The 16,887-nt window shown below is 59.4% G+C and carries 11 protein-coding genes and 3 pseudogenes; 12 read left to right on the forward strand and 2 right to left on the reverse strand.

Annotated elements, in window-relative coordinates; genetic code table 11:
- Positions 1-51: 51 nt before the first annotated feature.
- From ACZ1HE_RS16545 to mdoH, 7 genes and pseudogenes are all read left to right on the forward strand, one after another.
- Positions 52-525, forward strand: a complete 474-nt coding sequence (locus ACZ1HE_RS16545; protein WP_472622526.1) for a DUF302 domain-containing protein — start codon at positions 52-54, stop codon at positions 523-525.
- A gap of 75 nt (positions 526-600) precedes the next feature.
- A pseudogene (locus ACZ1HE_RS16550) lies at positions 601-2,219 on the forward strand (thiamine pyrophosphate-binding protein).
- Entirely contained in the window at positions 2,206-3,390 is a 1,185-nt protein-coding gene (locus ACZ1HE_RS16555) for a CaiB/BaiF CoA transferase family protein (protein WP_472622528.1), read from the forward strand. Before ACZ1HE_RS16550 ends, ACZ1HE_RS16555 begins: the two are co-directional and overlap by 14 nt.
- 179 nt (positions 3,391-3,569) lie before the next feature.
- Positions 3,570-4,940 carry a tetratricopeptide repeat protein gene (locus tag ACZ1HE_RS16560; protein ID WP_472622530.1) on the forward strand — a complete coding sequence of 457 codons (1,371 nt, stop codon included), beginning with the start codon at positions 3,570-3,572 and terminating at the stop codon, positions 4,938-4,940.
- A 23-nt stretch (positions 4,941-4,963) separates the two neighbouring features.
- Entirely contained in the window at positions 4,964-6,187 is a 1,224-nt protein-coding gene (locus ACZ1HE_RS16565) for an OpgC family protein (RefSeq protein ID WP_472622532.1), read from the forward strand.
- Entirely contained in the window at positions 6,184-7,686 is a 1,503-nt protein-coding gene (locus ACZ1HE_RS16570) for an OpgD/OpgG family glucan biosynthesis protein (protein WP_472622534.1), read from the forward strand. Before ACZ1HE_RS16565 ends, ACZ1HE_RS16570 begins: the two co-directional genes overlap by 4 nt.
- 17 nt (positions 7,687-7,703) lie before the next feature.
- A pseudogene (mdoH, locus tag ACZ1HE_RS16575) lies at positions 7,704-9,553 on the forward strand (glucans biosynthesis glucosyltransferase MdoH).
- 284 nt (positions 9,554-9,837) lie between these two features.
- Here the strand turns inward: mdoH and ACZ1HE_RS16580 are convergent.
- Entirely contained in the window at positions 9,838-10,659 is an 822-nt protein-coding gene (locus tag ACZ1HE_RS16580) for a CE1 family esterase (protein ID WP_472622536.1), read from the reverse strand.
- The gene (locus tag ACZ1HE_RS16585) at positions 10,656-11,129 is read right to left on the reverse strand and encodes a rhodanese-like domain-containing protein (RefSeq protein WP_472622538.1); all 474 of its coding nucleotides are present in this window, start codon (positions 11,127-11,129) and stop codon (positions 10,656-10,658) included. Before ACZ1HE_RS16585 ends, ACZ1HE_RS16580 begins: the two co-directional genes overlap by 4 nt.
- Positions 11,130-11,354: 225 nt before the next feature.
- Between ACZ1HE_RS16585 and ACZ1HE_RS16590 the strand changes: the two genes are divergently transcribed.
- The 5 genes and pseudogenes from ACZ1HE_RS16590 to ACZ1HE_RS16610 all read left to right on the forward strand — a co-directional run bounded on the left by ACZ1HE_RS16590 (position 11,355) and on the right by ACZ1HE_RS16610 (position 16,885).
- On the forward strand, positions 11,355-14,219 hold the full coding sequence (locus ACZ1HE_RS16590) for a monovalent cation/H+ antiporter subunit A (protein WP_472622540.1): 2,865 nt from the start codon (positions 11,355-11,357) through the stop codon (positions 14,217-14,219).
- Between the two features lies 1 nt (position 14,220).
- Complete coding sequence (locus tag ACZ1HE_RS16595; RefSeq protein ID WP_472622542.1) at positions 14,221-14,565, forward strand: Na+/H+ antiporter subunit C; 345 nt, start codon at positions 14,221-14,223, stop codon at positions 14,563-14,565.
- Positions 14,562-16,125 (forward strand): annotated as a pseudogene (locus ACZ1HE_RS16600) (monovalent cation/H+ antiporter subunit D). The gene ACZ1HE_RS16595 and the pseudogene ACZ1HE_RS16600 overlap by 4 nt, the downstream one beginning before the upstream one ends.
- The gene (locus ACZ1HE_RS16605) at positions 16,122-16,619 is read left to right on the forward strand and encodes a Na+/H+ antiporter subunit E (RefSeq protein WP_472622544.1); all 498 of its coding nucleotides are present in this window, start codon (positions 16,122-16,124) and stop codon (positions 16,617-16,619) included. The pseudogene ACZ1HE_RS16600 and the gene ACZ1HE_RS16605 overlap by 4 nt, the downstream one beginning before the upstream one ends.
- Positions 16,616-16,885: a K+/H+ antiporter subunit F gene (locus ACZ1HE_RS16610; protein WP_472622546.1), complete on the forward strand. Its 270-nt coding sequence runs from the start codon at positions 16,616-16,618 to the stop codon at positions 16,883-16,885. Before ACZ1HE_RS16605 ends, ACZ1HE_RS16610 begins: the two co-directional genes overlap by 4 nt.
- The last annotated feature ends 2 nt before the right edge of the window (positions 16,886-16,887 follow it).

Genomic DNA, 16,887 nt, shown 5'->3' on the forward strand with positions numbered 1-16,887 from the left:
ACCCGCGCGGTGTTTGATGGCACAAGGATGTGGTCGCAAAAAGGAGAGGTCATGTTTCGGATCGTCGCTGTATTGGGTGCTTTGATGCTTGCCCTGCCCGCATGGGCGTACGACCTGTACCCGCGCGAAGGGTGGGCCGTCCATTCCACGACACAGACCTTTGAGGGTTTGATCAAGGCCGTGAAAGACGCCGTCAAATCCAATGGGTTGATTGTGGTAACACAAGCGGGCCCCACCAAGGCGGCTGCCAATCGCGGTATTACGATCCCCGGAAACCGGGTGATTGGCGTCTTTAACAATGACTTCGCCGTGCGTGTGCTGGAAACCTCGACAGCGGCGATGATCGAAGCGCCAATCCGTATGTATGTGACAGAAAACCCCGACGGAACCGCGACGCTGTCTTACAAACTGCCCTCGCATGTTTTGGCCCCCTACGCCGACGAGGGTGGCGCTGCGTTAACAAGCATTGCCAAGGAATTGGACGACAAGTTTCAGGCCATCACCGAGGACGCAACAAAACAGTAACACTGACGTGATCGGCCTTGCGCCTGCCTGCGCTCTCCGCAATCTCGCATTTTGAAACAGTTCGGAGTGACTCGTATGTCCAACCCATCCCCTCGCGCCGCCGATCTACTGGCGCGTCGCCTTTTTGAAGCCGGATGCCGACACGCGTTCGGGATGCCGGGGGAGAAGTGTTGACGCTGGTAGATGCGCTCGAACAGGCAGGAATTGCCTTTCATTTGGCCAAGCATGAGAACGCTGCCGGCTTCATGGCCGAAGGCGTGCATCACGCCGACGGTGCGCCTGCCATTCTGGTCGGCACGCTTGGACCGGGGGCAATGAACGGGATCAATGTGGTCGCCAATGCACTGCAAGACCGGGTGCCGATGATCGTGCTGTCGGGCTGCGTGGACGAGGATGAGGCGCTGACCTACACCCACCAGGTGATGGATCATCAGGCCGTTTTCCGCCCCATCACCAAAGGCAGCTTTCGCCTGACCGCCAAGGGCGCCGACATTATTGCCGACAAGGCGGTGTCGCTGGCGATGCAACCCCGCCCCGGACCGGTTCACATCGACGTCCCAATCTCGGTCGCTGACACCCGGGTGACAGGCGTGCCCTTGCGCCGTCTGGCCCCGGCGGCCCCCGTCGTGCCACAAGGCGCAAAGCTGGCGCAGGCGCGGGATTGGCTGTCGCGCAGTGAACGTCCGATTGCGATTGTAGGTCTGGACGTGCTGACCGAAACATCGGCCTGCGTGTTGCGCGCTTTTCTTGAGCATTACCAGATCCCGTTTGTCACCACATACAAAGCCAAGGGCATCCTGCCCGAAGATCACCCCCTGTGTCTGGGCGGCGCGGGCCTGTCGCCACTAGCCGACAAGCATCTGTTGCCACTGGTTGAACAGGCGGATTTGATCCTGTGTCTGGGCTATGACCCCATCGAAATGCGCCCGGGTTGGCGCGAAGCCTGGGATCCGAACACTCAACGCGTGATCGACGTCGCCACCGTGCCCAACGACCACTACATGCATCAGGCCAGCCTGAACTTTGTCGCCCATGTCGGTGAAACGCTTGAGGTTCTGGCCAAGGGCAACGCGGCCCGCGCGGTCTGGACCGGCGGGGAACCGCAAGCAACCAAAGCAGAACTGGCCAAGGCCTTTCCACAGGATGACGATTGGGGGCCTGCTGCTGTGATCGCCGAAACCCGCGCCGTGATGCCATCTGATACGTTGGCCACAGCCGATAGTGGCGCGCATCGCATTCTGCTCAGCCAGATGTGGGGCTGTTCCGAACCACGCGGCCTGATCCAGAGCTCGGCGCTTTGCACCATGGGCTGCGCCGTGCCAATGGCGATTGGACGCAAGCTGGCACAACCGGATCGCCCTGTTGTAAGCTTCTCGGGGGATGCGGGCCTGTTGATGGTTGCCGGGGAATTGGCAACCGCCGCCGAACTGGGCACCAACGCGATCTTTGTGGTCTTTGTCGATGCCAGTCTTGCCTTGATCGAGCTGAAACAACGCCAACGTCAGATGCCCAACCGAGGCGTCGATTTCGGTCACCACGATTTTGCCGCCATGGGGCGGGCCTTTGGTGGCGCGGGTCATACCGTCCGCAACCGCGCCGAATTGCGCTCAGCTTTGGAACAGGCAATGCAGGCCGACACCTTCACCGTGATCGCCGCTGAAATTAAGCGGGAGGGATACGATGGCCGTATCTGAGGGCGCGCTTGCCGGCGTCAAGGTTCTGGACCTCAGTCGCATTCTGGCCGGTCCCACATGCACGCAATTGCTGGGGGATCTTGGGGCCAGCGTCCTGAAGATCGAAAACCCGGTCACCGGCGGTGATGATACGCGGCAATGGGGTCCGCCCTATGTCACTGATGCGGATGGAAACAAAAGCGACCTGAGCGCCTACTTCATGTCCGCCAACCGCAACAAGAAATCCGTAGCAGTGGACATCACAACCTCAGAAGGTCAGGCCACAATCCGACGATTGGCGGCCGAAGCGGACATTCTGATCGAAAATTTCAAACCCGGTGGGTTGGCGAAATACGGATTGGACTACGCGAGCATTTCAAAAGAGTTGCCCGGCCTCGTCTATTGTTCGATCTCAGGCTATGGCCAAACCGGCCCCAATTCATCGAAACCCGGCTACGACCTGATGGCGCAAGGGTACGGCGGGATCATGTCGCTGACCGGGGAACCGACAGGCGCACCGATGAAAGTGGGCGTTGGCATCGCGGATGTGATGTGCGGCATGTACGCGACCGTGGGCATTCTGGCCGCGTTGCGCCATGCCGAGCGCACGGGCGAAGGCCAACAGATCGACATCGCGTTGGTTGATGCGCAGGTGTCCTGGCTGATCAACGAAGGCGTGAACTATCTGACCAGCGGCACCCCGCCCCAGCGACGCGGCAACGGGCATCCCAATATCGTGCCCTATGACGTCTACGAGACGTCGGACGGACACGTAATCCTGGCTGTTGGCAACGACGCTCAATTCGGACGCTTCTGTGGGTTCCTCGGGTTGATCGACTTGCCCGGCGACGCCCGCTTTGCCACAAACCCGGCGAGGCTGGAACATCGCGACGCGCTGAACGACATCCTGCGTCCGGCCCTGCTAAACCACGACACACAAACAGTGATTCGTGAATTGGAGGCACTTAAAGTGCCAGTTGGTCCGGTTCAGACGCTGGATCAGTTGTTTGACAGCGATCAGGTTGCTGCACGTGAGATGCAGATCGACATGGATGCCGCCCCCGGCGCCGTGCGTTTGATCGGCAACCCGCTGAATTTCAGCCGCACGCCTGTAACATATCGCCATGCCCCACCGACCTTCGGGGCGGACACCGAAACAGTCCTTAACGCCAAAAAACCCTTCGAAGACTGAAACACATTGGCGGTTTGCGCGGGGTTTTGCTGAAACAAGGTGTTGAATCGGCGAGAATTCCCACTTTTCCTGCACACGTCTTTTCACCAATTCGCGAGCGGCGTCGATACTGTTACTGGCCTCCCATACAGTTTGCTAAGGCATGATAAGCCAGCACTTACAAAGGAACGGACCTTGGCATGAAACAAGACATTTTCGGACAGATGAACACCCTGACCCGCGACGACAGTGTCGAGGCGTGGAATGGTGTGCTGCTCGGGTTCATGGCGCACGCCGCCGTCACACCACAACATCTGGGTGCTGTGCTGGCCTCCGAGCCTGACTTTGCCCTTGGGCATGCGGTGAAGGGTATCTTTACCATCTTGCTGGGTCGGCGCGAATTGTATTCGGTAGCGGAACAGGCACTGAAAGACGCGCAGGCTGCAATGCTGGCTCGCCCGGTCAGCCCCCGCGAGCGGCTCTTTGTCGAAGCGCTGCAAGTTTGGCTGGCTGGCAGCCCGACAGCCGCCGTGCAAAAGTTCGAAGAGGTGCTGCGCGCCCATCCCGAAGATTCGCTGGCCATGAAGCTCAGCCACGCGGCCCGTTTTGTGCTGGGCGACGCCGCTGGCATGCGACGCTCGATCGAACGCGTCATGCCTGCCTATGCGCCTGATCATGCCGGGCGCGGATATCTGCTGGGCTGTCACGCCTTTGCGTTGGAAGAGACCGGCGCTTATGAAAAAGCTGAAATCGCAGGCCGTCAGGCCCTGTGGATGGTGTCGGATGATGCCTGGGGCCTGCACGCGGTCGCGCATGTTCACGACATGACCGGCAATGCCACCCAAGGTCTGGAATGGCTGGCCGGGCGCGAAGATGCGTTCACCCATTGCAACAACTTCCGCTATCACGTCTGGTGGCACAAGGCGCTGATGCACCTGGACCTGGGTCAGATTGATCAGGTCATGGCGCTCTATGATGCCGAGATCCGCGCTGACAAAACCGACGATTACCGCGACATCTCGAACGCGACATCGCTGCTGTCTCGTCTGGAGCTTGAGGGCGTGAATGTCGGCAGCCGCTGGGAAGAGCTGGCTGAATTCAGCGCCGCCCGCACCGAAGACGGCTGTCTGATATTTGCGGACCTGCATTATCTGCTGGCCCTGACCGGCGACAAGCGCGAGGACGCCGCCACCGCGATGCTGCGCCGGATCACGCGGGATGCCAAGGAAAACAACTGCGACACCACCCGCCGCATGGCACAGCCGGGCATGGACGCTGCCCTTGGCCTGCACGCCTTTGGCGACGGCGATTATGGGTTGGCGTTCGATCATCTAGCCAATGCGCGCGGCTCGATGCAACTGGCCGGGGGAAGCCACGCCCAACGCGACGTGTTCGAACGCTTGACCATCGATGCGGGCCTGCGTGCAGGCCGCTTGGACGCGGTCGAAAGCATTCTGGATGACCGCAAGGCCCAGCGCGCCGGTGGTGAAGACAATTATGCCCTGGCCCGCCGCGAGCTGATAGCGGCTGGACGCGGCACCGAGAACGCGCAAAGCGTCCCCGCAGAATAAGAACTAATAGGACAGTACCCGATATGGCGACCGTTTCGCCCTCAACTGATTTTGCCCCCGTCGCGGCCTCGACCGCGACGCCAGCGGTGCGCGTGCGTGATCCGCGTTTGGATTTCTATCGCGGCATCGCGATGTTCATCATCCTGATTGCGCATATCCCGGGTGACCCCTGGGCCCGTTGGATTCCCGCCCGTTTCGGGTTCTCGGACGCGACCGAGATCTTTGTGTTCTGCTCGGGCATGGCCTCGGCCATCGCTTTTGGCGGGGCATTTGTGCGCAAGGGCTGGTGGATGGGAACCGCCCGTGTGGCGTTCCGCATCTGGCAGGTCTATTGGGCGCATATCGGGCTGTTTTTCTTTGTGGCCATGTCAATGGCAGCGCTGGATCAGTCGGGACTGTTCGAAAAAAGCTACATCAACTCATTGAACCTCCAGCATTTCTTCAAGGATCCAGCCGCGCAGATGGTTGGCCTCTTTACACTGACCTACGTGCCTAACTACTTTGACATCCTGCCAATGTACCTTGTGGTGCTCGCGCTGATGCCTGTTTTTGTCGGCCTGCAACAGAAGCTCGGGTTCTGGGCTGCTGCTTTGGCCTCGGTCGCGCTGTGGGCAGTGGCGCAAACCGGTGTCCTTGCGCTTCCGGCCGAGCCGTGGTCGGCGCGTGAATGGTTCTTCAACCCCTTCGGATGGCAGCTTTTGTTCTTTACCGGCTTTGCATTCATGCGTGGCTGGCTTCCTGCCCCGCCAGTGTCCAAGACCCTGATCTGGGTCAGCGCATTGTTCCTTGTGTTGTCCGCACCCTTTGGTTCGTGGAAAGTTTTCCTGTGGGTGGATGCCTGGAACAGTGACATCGCCGATCAGATCCGGAAAGTCTGGCCACTGACCAAGGAACTCCGCGACAAGACCGAATTTGGCCTGTTCCGTTACATGCACTTCCTTGCGCTGGCTTATCTGGGCTGGGTTGTCGCCGGTGACAAAGGCGCACGTCTGATCGCCACCGGAACCGGAGCCGCGGCGCAGGTTTGGCAAGTCGTCCTGACCCTGATCACCAAAGTGGGACAACAGTCCTTGGCCGTCTTTGTCTTTTCCATGGCAGCCGCGCGTATTCTGGGTGTCTTGCTGGATCAGACCGGACGCGAGTTTTTCGCCGTTCTCTTTGCCAACCTGCTTGGTTTTGCGCTGATCATCGGCGTGGCCTATCTGGCGGGCTGGTTCAAATCGCACCCCTGGAAGGCCAAGAAATGAAGCTCTCCCGTCGTCACTTCCTTGCCTCTGCTTCGGCCCTGGCTCTGGCACCTGCCGTAGGAGCCACCGGCGCAGGCGTGCTCTTTGACCGCGAGACGGTTGTGGCCGAGGCCCGCGATCTGGCCAGCCGTCCCTATGCCCCACGCGAAAAGGTACCAGAAGCCTGGCAAACCCTCAGCTATGAACAATATCGCGAGATCCGGTTCCGTTTGGATAAAGCGCTTTGGTACGGGACCGACACACCCTACAACGTCGATTTCTTCACGCCCGGCCTCTACTTTCCGCAGGCAGTCAAAGTCTTCTCGGTCGAGGATGGCCTGTCCACGCCGGTGCCTTTTGACCTTGGGATGTTCAAGAAGTCTGACAAAGTACCCGAGCTTCCAGTGGATGCCGACACGCTTGGCTTCTCGGGTCTGCGACTACGTACCGAGCTGCACCGCCCCGGCAAAACCGATGAGTTTTGTGTGTTCCAGGGTGCCAGCTATTTCCGCGCCATTGGCCTGGGCGAGGCCTATGGCCTGTCGGCCCGAGGTCTGGCGCTGAAAACCGGCGACCCTGAAGGCGAGGAGTTTCCCGATTTCATACGCTTTTGGCTGGAACGTCCCAAAGTCGGCCAACGCAACATGGTGGTTCACGCCCTCATGGACAGCCCCAGCGTCACTGGTGCTTATCGGTTCGACGTGACCCCGGGTGAGGATTGCGTGATGGAGGTCGAGGCGACACTTTTTGCCCGGACCGAGATGGAGCATGTGGGCCTTGGCCCGTTGACGTCAATGTTCCTGTTTGACGAGACCAACCCGACCCGTTTCGACGATTTCCGCCCGGCTGTCCACGACAGTGACGGGCTACTGATCCACAACGGCGCGGGTGAAGTACTGTGGCGCCCCCTGGCCAACCCCAAGCACCTGCAGGTGTCGTCCTTCGTCGATACCAACCCGCGCGGTTTTGGCCTGATGCAGCGTTCGCGGGAGTTCTCGGACTTTGCTGACCTGGAGGCGCACTATCATCGCCGTCCAGGCCTGTGGGTCGAACCCAAGGGCGAGTGGGGCAAGGGCACCGTGCGCCTGGTCGAGATCCCGGCGGATCAGGAAATCTATGATAACATCGTCGCTTATTGGCGCCCGGCAGAACCTTATGCCGCCTACCAACAGGTCGACATCGCCTATCGCCTGACGTGGGGCGAGCACCCATATCGCACGCCCCTGCCTGCAGTCATCAACACGGCCATGGGCAAGCGTCACTTTGCCGAAGGTCGCGTGGCAGTGATCGATTTCGAGGCGTCAGAGCTGTTCGATGATCTGGACACCATCGACATCTTCACCCAATCGCCGCATGTCGAGGTGTCCAAGGGCGTGCTGCAGCGCAACCCTGATACCGGCGGTGCACGTCTGGCGTTCTCATTTGATCCTGGCGAGCGCGATCATGTCGAGCTTCGCGCACAACTGCGCAAAGACGGCGCAGCGGCGTCCGAGGTCTGGCTCTATCGGTGGACCGCTTGAACCACGATCTGCACATAATGCCCCCCGAGGCACCACTGGCCATGCCCGAGCAGGACTTTGGCGCGGCATTTCGGGATGCCGACGCCCCGGAAGCGCGCCACGCAACCGGTGTGGGTGGTTGGAGGTTTCTGGCTTTTGTACCTGCAATGGTCGCCACTCTTGGATTGCTGTGGCTCATGCAAGACTGGTTCTCGGACGAAGGGATCAGCGTGATCGAAGGCGCCCTACTCGCGCTGATCTCGTTCAACTTTTTCTGGATCGCCTTCACCGTCTCGACCGTGTCGATCGGGTTGATTTCCCTCGCCCGTCAAGCACCGACCGCCCGCCCGACAAAACCTGAACCGTTGAACGTGGCACTGGTGATGCCGGTCTACAACGAAGTGCCTTGGTTTGTGTTGGGCAACGCTCGTTCGATGCTGGAAGAACTTCGTGCGCGCGGGGGGTACATCGTTATGCGATGTTCATCCTGTCCGACACCCGTGATGACGAGATTGCCGCCCAGGAGCAAGCCAGTGTCGAGGCCCTGCGTGCCTCGTTGATGCCGGGGACCGAACTTTACTATCGCCGCCGCCCGCTGAATACAGACCGCAAAGTGGGCAACATTGCCGATTGGGTCAGCCGCTGGGGCCGAGATTATCAGGCGATGCTGGTGCTGGATGCCGACAGTCTGATGACGGGGCGAGCCATTGCGCGCCTGACCGATGCGTTGGCCCGTGATCCCGGTGCTGGCCTGATTCAAAGCTTTCCCCAGCTTACCGGGGCGCAGTCGGTTTTTGCCCGGATGCAGCAGTTCGCCAATGGCGTCTACGGTGCGGCACTGGCCGAAGGCGTGGCGCGCTGGTGCGGGCAAGAGGGCAATTATTGGGGTCACAACGCGATCATCCGCACGGCAGCGTTCGCCAATTGCGCCGGCCTGCCGCGCCTGCGCAATCTGCGCGGGAAGGAACAGCTGATAATGAGCCACGACTTTGTCGAGGCAGGTCTTTTGCGCCGCGCCGGTTGGTCGGTTCGCTTCCTGCCCCGCATTCGCGGCTCGTATGAAGAAACGCCCCCCACTTTGATTGATCACGTGCTGCGAGACCGCCGCTGGTGTCAGGGCAATTTGCAGCACCTGAATCTGCTTGGTGCGCGTGGTTTCCGCTCGATTTCCCGGTTTCACTTGTTTCATGGGGCCATCGGATACCTGATGTCGCCGATCTGGTTTGCGTTGCTGGTGATGTGGGCGCTGATTGGCCAGGGAGAGGACGCCAGTGTTCTGCACTACTTCCGGCCCGACAATCCGCTGTTCCCCCAATGGCCGGAAATGACCGAAGGGCGTCACGTACTGATCATCGTGCTGATGTACGCCATGCTGCTGGTCCCCAAATTGATGGGTGCAGCTGCCCTGCCGTTGACGGGCACGCGTTACACAGAGTTTGGCGGCGGGTGGCGGTTTACACTGTCGTTTGTTTCCGAAGTGATCCTGTCGGTGATCTATGCACCCATCCTGATGGTTCAGCAAATGATTGCCGTGTTCCGCACAATGCTGGGGCTACAAAAAGGCTGGTCACCCCAAGCTCGTGACGGCGGAACATATGGTCTGAAGACACTGGTCCTGTGTCATACCTTGGAAACCATCAGCGGATTGGTTCTGACGGCTGGGATTGTCTCAGGATTGGTGTCGATTTGGTTGACCCCGATTGCCCTGAGCCTCGCCTTGGCCATCCCGCTTTCGGCGTTGAGTGGCGTCACGGCTAAGACCGCCCGCAACCTACTGGGCTTGCGCGAAGATTTCAGCGAGCCCGCCATTGCACAGGCCGCCCGACACTATCGGACGGAACTGAAGTTACTCTTGGACAACAAATCTTCGGTCACTCCAGCAGAGTGACTTTCAGACAGTTTGGGCATGCCAACAGAGCTCGGAGCACTCCCGCCCGTCGATCAGGCATCAAAGATGCCCTCCTCCCGTTGGGCCGGGCCTCGCTGCGCTCGGCGGTTGATGCCTGATTGCAACGGGTTTGGATCAAGAGATCACCTGCGAATTGAACGTGACGCTCGCCACCGACGGGACAGCGCCGAGCCAGTGGCGAGGCGCCCGGCCCAAGGCCGTTAGCGGGGTTGACGCAGTCAGGTTTGCTCGGGTGCGGGAGCCCCCTAGTCGGCAGACGCGCGCTAGCTCCTAGGTAGCCCTTCGTACCAGTCCACCATCAGGCCTGCCCATCCACTGGGCACCTGGTGTCCACCGGGAAACAGCACAAATTCAAGGGCGCTATTGGTTCCGCAGCTCCAGCGGCGGTGCATGAAATCTCCGTCGCGGCTGAACCCGGCAGGTTTGTGGTCGGAGCAGCCGTTTGCCGCGCGCCAGATCTCGAGACCCGCAAAAACATCACCCTGTACAAACCGCCCGCCCCCAAGCACGCGCCCCTCCAGCGGTACGACGTTGTCGGTCCAACCATGGGTGTGCAGCATCCGGACCGGGCCTTTGCACTCAGTTGGATGGGGGCGCCAAAACCCGCCTGACACCGGCACATAGGCGGAGAATGTCTCGGGTGCCGCGCAGGCCAGGTAATTCACCATGAAGCCACCAGCAGAGAACCCGCCCAACACCACCCGGTCCTCGTCCACACTGAAACGATACGCTGCATCCGACACGACCGCTTTCAAAAATGCGGTTTCATCGCGCCCTTCCCATCCCGGGTAAAAATTCCAACTCAATCCTCTGTTTGATCCGATCCTCTGCGAGCCGTTCGGAGCCATCACCGCGTAGCCGCGTGCCAGAAGACCCTCAACCATCGAGCGGTTGCGCATCGTGGCCGCGCCGTTGCCTCCATACCCGTGCAGGAACACCACGAGCGGTGGGTTAACTGCATTTGGCATTTCAATGTGGTAGCTGCCGCTTTCGATTTCGCAGGCATCTTCTGCCCCGCCACAGGCCGCCTGTGCGCTTTGTCCTGCAGCAATCAAAACCAAGCCAATCAGGAAACGTCGGATCATCCCGATCCCTCCTCAACTTGCTTAACCGGCAGGCCGGACTTCAACCAGCCTGGCCCCGCACCTGAGCCTAACATTCCCTCTGGGACGTCTACGATGTTGGAATAGCCCGCCGCAGTCAGAGCCCGGCTCAGGCGTGCAGAGCGAACTCCTCGTGCACAGATCACCGCGATAGGTCGGGTCTTGTCTGTGCCAGCCACCTGCTCAAGCGCTGTCAGGAAATCATCCTGGCGCATGTCGATTGGATAGCCTCCTTCCGGAACGCCGGTATCGGACCACTCGCGCGGTGTGCGGATATCCAGCAGCACGACATCGCCTTTCGCCGCTGCCTCATGCGCTTGCGCCACCGTCATCTTCGACCCTGCGTAGTGGGGCGGAGTTGCACGCCACCAATACACTCCGCCCGCAGCCAGAGCTGAGGTGCCACCCAAAAGAACCCACCGTCGGGTAGTAAGATGTATCTTCTGCGTCATGTTAGCGCGCTTGCGCCTCTTTCCAGGGCAATCAAAACAACTGGACTTATCTAGGACACGAACCGACAGAAAATCCACTCAAGTTCCTGTCAGAAGCCCCGAAACCCAACCAGAATCGGTAACGGACCAAAACGTCGAATATTTCAAGGACTGGACAGGCCGCGAAATATCCTTACTCAAAATATAGGTTTACGTCCAAACCAGGCAAATAGCGGAGGATTGCTTGTGTCCCTATTCCTGATAGCAGCTTTGCCGTTTCTTGGAGCGGTGTTTCCAGCCCTGCTGATCCGAGCTGGACGCAATGCCTCGTCTGCCTCTGCTGGAGCCACGACGTTTCTGGCGCTGCTGGGATTGCTGGTCAACGCCCCCGCCGTGTTTCGCGGAGAGGTCGTCACCGCACGTTTTGACTGGCTGCCCGGATTGGGGTTGAACGCGAACTTCTACCTCGACGGTCTGGGCTTTCTTTTTGCCGGGATGATCCTGGGCATTGGCCTGTTGATCATCCTCTACGCGCGGTTCTACCTGTCACGCGAAGACCCGATGGGTCAGTTTTATACCTATCTTCTGCTCTTTCAGGGTGCGATGGTGGGCATCGTTCTGTCCGATAACATCCTGCTATTGTTAATTTTCTGGGAACTCACCTCGCTCAGTTCGTTCCTGTTGATCGGCTATTGGAAGCACCTACCCGCCGGGCGACAGGGCGCCCGCATGGCGCTGGCCGTGACAGGTTCAGGCGGATTGGCGATGATCGCGGGCATGCTGATCCTGGGCAATATCGTCGGAAGCTATGACCTGACCGTGATCTTGCAGAACAAAGCGCTGATCCAGGCCTCGCCGTATTACATGCCCGCGCTGATCCTGATCCTGATCGGGGCCTTCACCAAGTCGGCGCAGTTCCCGTTTCACTTCTGGCTGCCGCACGCGATGGCCGCGCCGACACCGGTTTCGGCCTATCTGCACTCGGCCACGATGGTGAAGGCGGGCCTGTTCTTGATGGCGCGGATGTGGCCGGTTTTGGCGGGCACCGACGTCTGGTTCTACATTGTGGCCACAACTGGTCTTATCACCATGCTTCTGGGTGCGGTGATCGCCCTGTTCAAGGATGACCTAAAAGCGCTTTTGGCCTTTTCAACGGTCTCTCACCTTGGCCTGATTACCATGCTCTTGGGCTTTGGCACCAAGTTCGCGGCGGTGGTTGCCGTGTTCCACATCATCAATCACGCGACCTTCAAGGCAGCCCTCTTTATGTCAGCAGGTATCGTTGACCACGAGACTCACACCCGCGACATCAAACGTCTGGGCGGGTTGCGCCACCTGATGCCCGTGACCTTCATCATCGCCACGGTGGCGTCGCTGTCGATGGCGGGCATTCCACCACTCAACGGCTTTTTGTCGAAAGAGATGATGCTGGATGCAGCGGTCCACACCACATGGCTGAACTCGCCTTATCTGGTGCCAGGCGTGGTGCTGATTGCAGCTCTGTTCTCGGCCGCCTATTCCTTCCGCTACATCGCGCATGTTTTCCTCGGCCCTGTCCGCGACGACTATCCGGCCAAACCGCATGATCCAGGCGTTGGCATGTGGCTGGCCCCTGCCTTCCTGGTGACGCTCGTGGTCCTGATCGGTCTGTTTTCCAACGCCATCGTCGGGCCGTTGGTCGCTGTTGCCTCGGGCGCAGTGATTGGTGGAGAGAAGCTGCCCTACTACTCGCTCAAGATCTGGCATGGGTTCAATGCAGCGCTTTATATGTCCATCGTGGCCACCATTGGCGCCGTCATCCTACTGGCGATGCACGGTCGTCTCGAACGCATCTGGAACGCCTTGCCCCGCCCCGAAGCCAAGGTGATCTTTGACGCGGTCATCGGCGGCCTGACGGCCACCAGCCGCAAGATCACCGAGGGGCTGCACAACCGATCAATGGCGCGGTATTCGGCGATCTTTGTGGTCTTTGTCGTCTCGCTGGCGGGCTATGCCTATTACACAGGAACCGACTCTGTCCCCACGCGGATCGGGATTGAGGCAGGCATTATGCCGATCATTGGCTGGATCTGCCTGATGGGTGCAACCATCTGTCTGGTGGTCTTCCACCACAACCGCTTTGTTTCGCTAATTTTGGTGGGTGTTGTGGGTCTGATCATCTCGATCGGGTTCAACTATCTGTCCGCGCCAGATCTGGCCCTGACCCAGATCTCGGTCGAGGTGGTGACGATCATCCTGCTGTTGCTGGCGCTGAACTTCATGCCTAAGGAAACCCCGTGGGAGACCACAAACGAACGCCGGTTCCGCGATGTCATCATCGCCGGTATTTCGGGCTTGGGTGTTGGTGGTCTGATATATGCGCTGATGATGCGCGATTTTGCGTTCCCGACGATTTCCGAATTCCATCTGGCTAATTCCTACAAGGGCGGCGGCGGCACCAATGTGGTCAACGTGATCTTGGTGGACTTCCGTGGCTTTGATACCTTTGGCGAGATCATCGTTCTGGGGATCGCTGCGCTGGTGATTTATGCCCTGACCGAAGCGGTACTAGGCACCCGCGTGCGGGCCTATCTGCTCAACCGCAAGCCGGACATGCCGCAATCAGGTGATGCACACCCTCTGATGATGGTGGTTGTGACCCGCGTGATGATGCCGATTGCCCTGATGGTGGCGGCCTATATCTTCTTCCGCGGCCACAATCTGCCGGGCGGCGGTTTCATCGCAGGGCTGATCGCGGCCATCGCCTTTATCATGCAATACATGGCCAGCGGGTTCAGCTGGGCGGCAGAGCGGCAGAAGGTGTTCTATCACGGCATCATCGGATCGGGTGTGTTGATCGCCGCAGTGACCGGCATGGGCGCGTGGCTGAACGGCAAGCCCTTCCTGACCAGCGATTTCGGCTACATCCACTGGCCGCCACTGGAAGAGTTCGAATGGGCCACCGCCATGGGTTTTGACCTGGGCGTGTTCCTGGCCGTGGTTGGTGCGGTGATGCTGGCGCTGGAAAGCCTGTCGCGCTTTGCCTGGCAACCGGGGATCGCATCGGAACACGCGATGGACATCAACCCCGCACGCGACGACGACGAAACCGAAGAAAAGAAGGAGGTCTGAGATGGAAATCCTTCTGGCCAGTGCTGTTGGCATGCTCACCGCTGCAGGCGTTTACCTGCTGCTTAGACGGCGCACATTCCCGGTTATCGTGGGTATTTCGCTGCTGTCGTATGCGGTTAACGTGTTTCTTTTCGCAACGGGGCGGCTGGCGCTGAATGCGCCGCCGGTTCTGAATAAATACGCTGATGTTCCTTATACCGACCCGTTGCCACAGGCGCTGGTACTGACGGCCATCGTGATTTCATTCGGGATGACCGCAGTGGTCGTGATGATCGCGCTCAGCGCCTATCTGTCATCGCAGGATGACCGCATCGACATGTCCGAGAATACGGGGGACGACGTATGAGCCACCTGATTGTCGCCCCCATTGTGCTGCCAGCGGTGCTGGCGCCGTTCATCATCATGGTCCTGCGCCATCACCTAAGCCTTCAGCGGATCTTTTCCGTAGCCGGCACCGTCATTCTGTTGGCCGTCTCCCTGGCCCTGCTTGGAATGACGCTGGATGGGCAAGTTCACGTCTATGAGCTGGGTGATTGGCCCGCACCTTTTGGAATTGTCATGGTTCTGGACCGCCTCTCGGCTTTAATGGTGCTGCTGACAGCGGTGCTGGCAATGGCGGTAGTTCTTTATTCTATCGGATCTGGCTGGGACAACAGGGGGCGGCATTTCCATGCGCTTATGCAGTTCCAGCTGATGGGGGTTTGTGGTGCGTTCCTGACCGGCGACGCCTTCAACCTCTTTGTCTTCTTCGAAGTCCTGCTCATTGCGTCCTACGGGTTGATGATCCACGGCGGCGGACCACGTCGCCTGCGGGCCGGTGTGCAGTATGTTGTTTACAACCTCTTGGGCTCGACCCTGTTCCTGTTTGCGCTTGGTACGCTTTATGCCGTGACCGGCACGCTGAACATGGCCGATCTGGCGGTGCGTGTGGGTGAAATGCCCGCCGATGATACCGCCCTGTTGCGGGTTGGAGCTGTGCTTTTGCTGCTAGTATTCTGCGTCAAGGCCGCGGTGCTGCCACTGCATTTCTGGCTACCGTCCAGCTATGCCAACGCGCCGCTGCCTGTTTCGGCCCTTTTTGCGATCATGACCAAGGTTGGCGCCTATTCGATCTTGCGCGTTTACACGCTGGTCTTCGGCCCGGAGGTCGAAGCAACCGCCGGTCTGGCAGGGGCCTGGCTGTTGCTTAGCCGCGATGCTGACGCTGATAGTGGGATCACTCGGTATTCTGGGCACCCGGATCGTCAACCGTATGATCGCCTTTGGGGCCATCGCCTCAATGGGGACTTTGCTGATTTCCATCGCCCTCTTCTCCCCCGTCGGAACCAGCGCAGCACTCTACTATACGATCCATTCGACCATCGCGACGGCACTGCTGTTTCTGGTGGCGGATCAAGTACGTGAGAGGCGCGGTATCCGCATCCGCTCGCATAGCCCGATGCCTCAAGCCGGTCTTCTGGCAAGCCTCTTCTTTGTAGGTGCCATAGCCATGGCGGGTATGCCACCGCTGTCAGGCTTTATCGGCAAGCTGCTGGTCATGGATGCGGCGCGTCAAAGCACCGATTTCGGGATGATCTGGGCCGTGATCCTGATCAGTTCATTCGTCATCATCGTCGGTTTTGCCCGCTCAGGGTCGATCATCTTCTGGCGCAGCCACGACCCCGATTTCATCGACGCACCCGAACCCGAGGTCGAAGTCGAAGGAACCGAGGATAAGCACGCCAAAGAGCCCGCACCGGAACCCCATCCCGGTCTCGCTTTCACGGCTGTCTTTGGGTTGGTCGCGCTTTTGGTTTTGCTGACTATCTTCGCTGGCCCCGTGCTAGAGTTTACGGGCGAGACGGCCGCACAACTTTATGATCCGTCAAGCTACATCGACGCCGTTTTGCAGGGGGGACAGAAATGAAAATTCTACGCCGGATTTTTCCCCACCCGCATCTGACCCTACTGCTCACGCTGGTCTGGATGCTGTTGGCCAATTCGCTCTCGTTGAACTCGCTGGTGTTCGGCCTGTTTCTGGGCGTCGTGATCCCCTTTGTCACGCAACCCTATTGGCCGGATCAGCCCAAGCTGCGCAACTGGTTGATGATCATCGAATACATCTTTGTGGTGCTCTATGACATCGTGGTTGCCAACCTGGTCGTGGCCCGCATCATCCTGTTCACACGCGATCAGGACCGCAGCCCCACATGGGTTTGCGTGCCGCTTGAACTGCGTACACCCGAGGCGATCACCGTCCTGGCTGGCACCATCACCATGACGCCGGGCACTGTAACCGCAGATTTGTCATCAGAAGGGCACAACTTGTTGGTTCACTGTCTGGATGCCCCGGATCCGGATACCGTTCGGGACGAGATAAAACAGCGTTACGAACGCAGACTGAAGGAGATTTTCGAATGATCACCTACGCAATCTACTTCACATTCGCCTGTTTTGGTGCGGCGCTGCTCATGAACCTTTACAAAATCGCCACCGCCGAAGGCGTCGGTGACAAGGTCCTGGCACTGGACACGATGGTCATCAACGCCATCGCCCTGATGATTTTGTATGGCCTTGCTTTGGGCACCGAGGTGTTCTTCGAGGCTGCAATGATCATCGCCATGCTCGGGTTTGTTTCAACCGTGGCCTACGCGCGTTTTTTGCTGCGCGGCAACATCATCGAATAAGG

The sequence above is a fragment of the Falsiruegeria sp. JB4-1 genome, assembly GCF_055693495.1.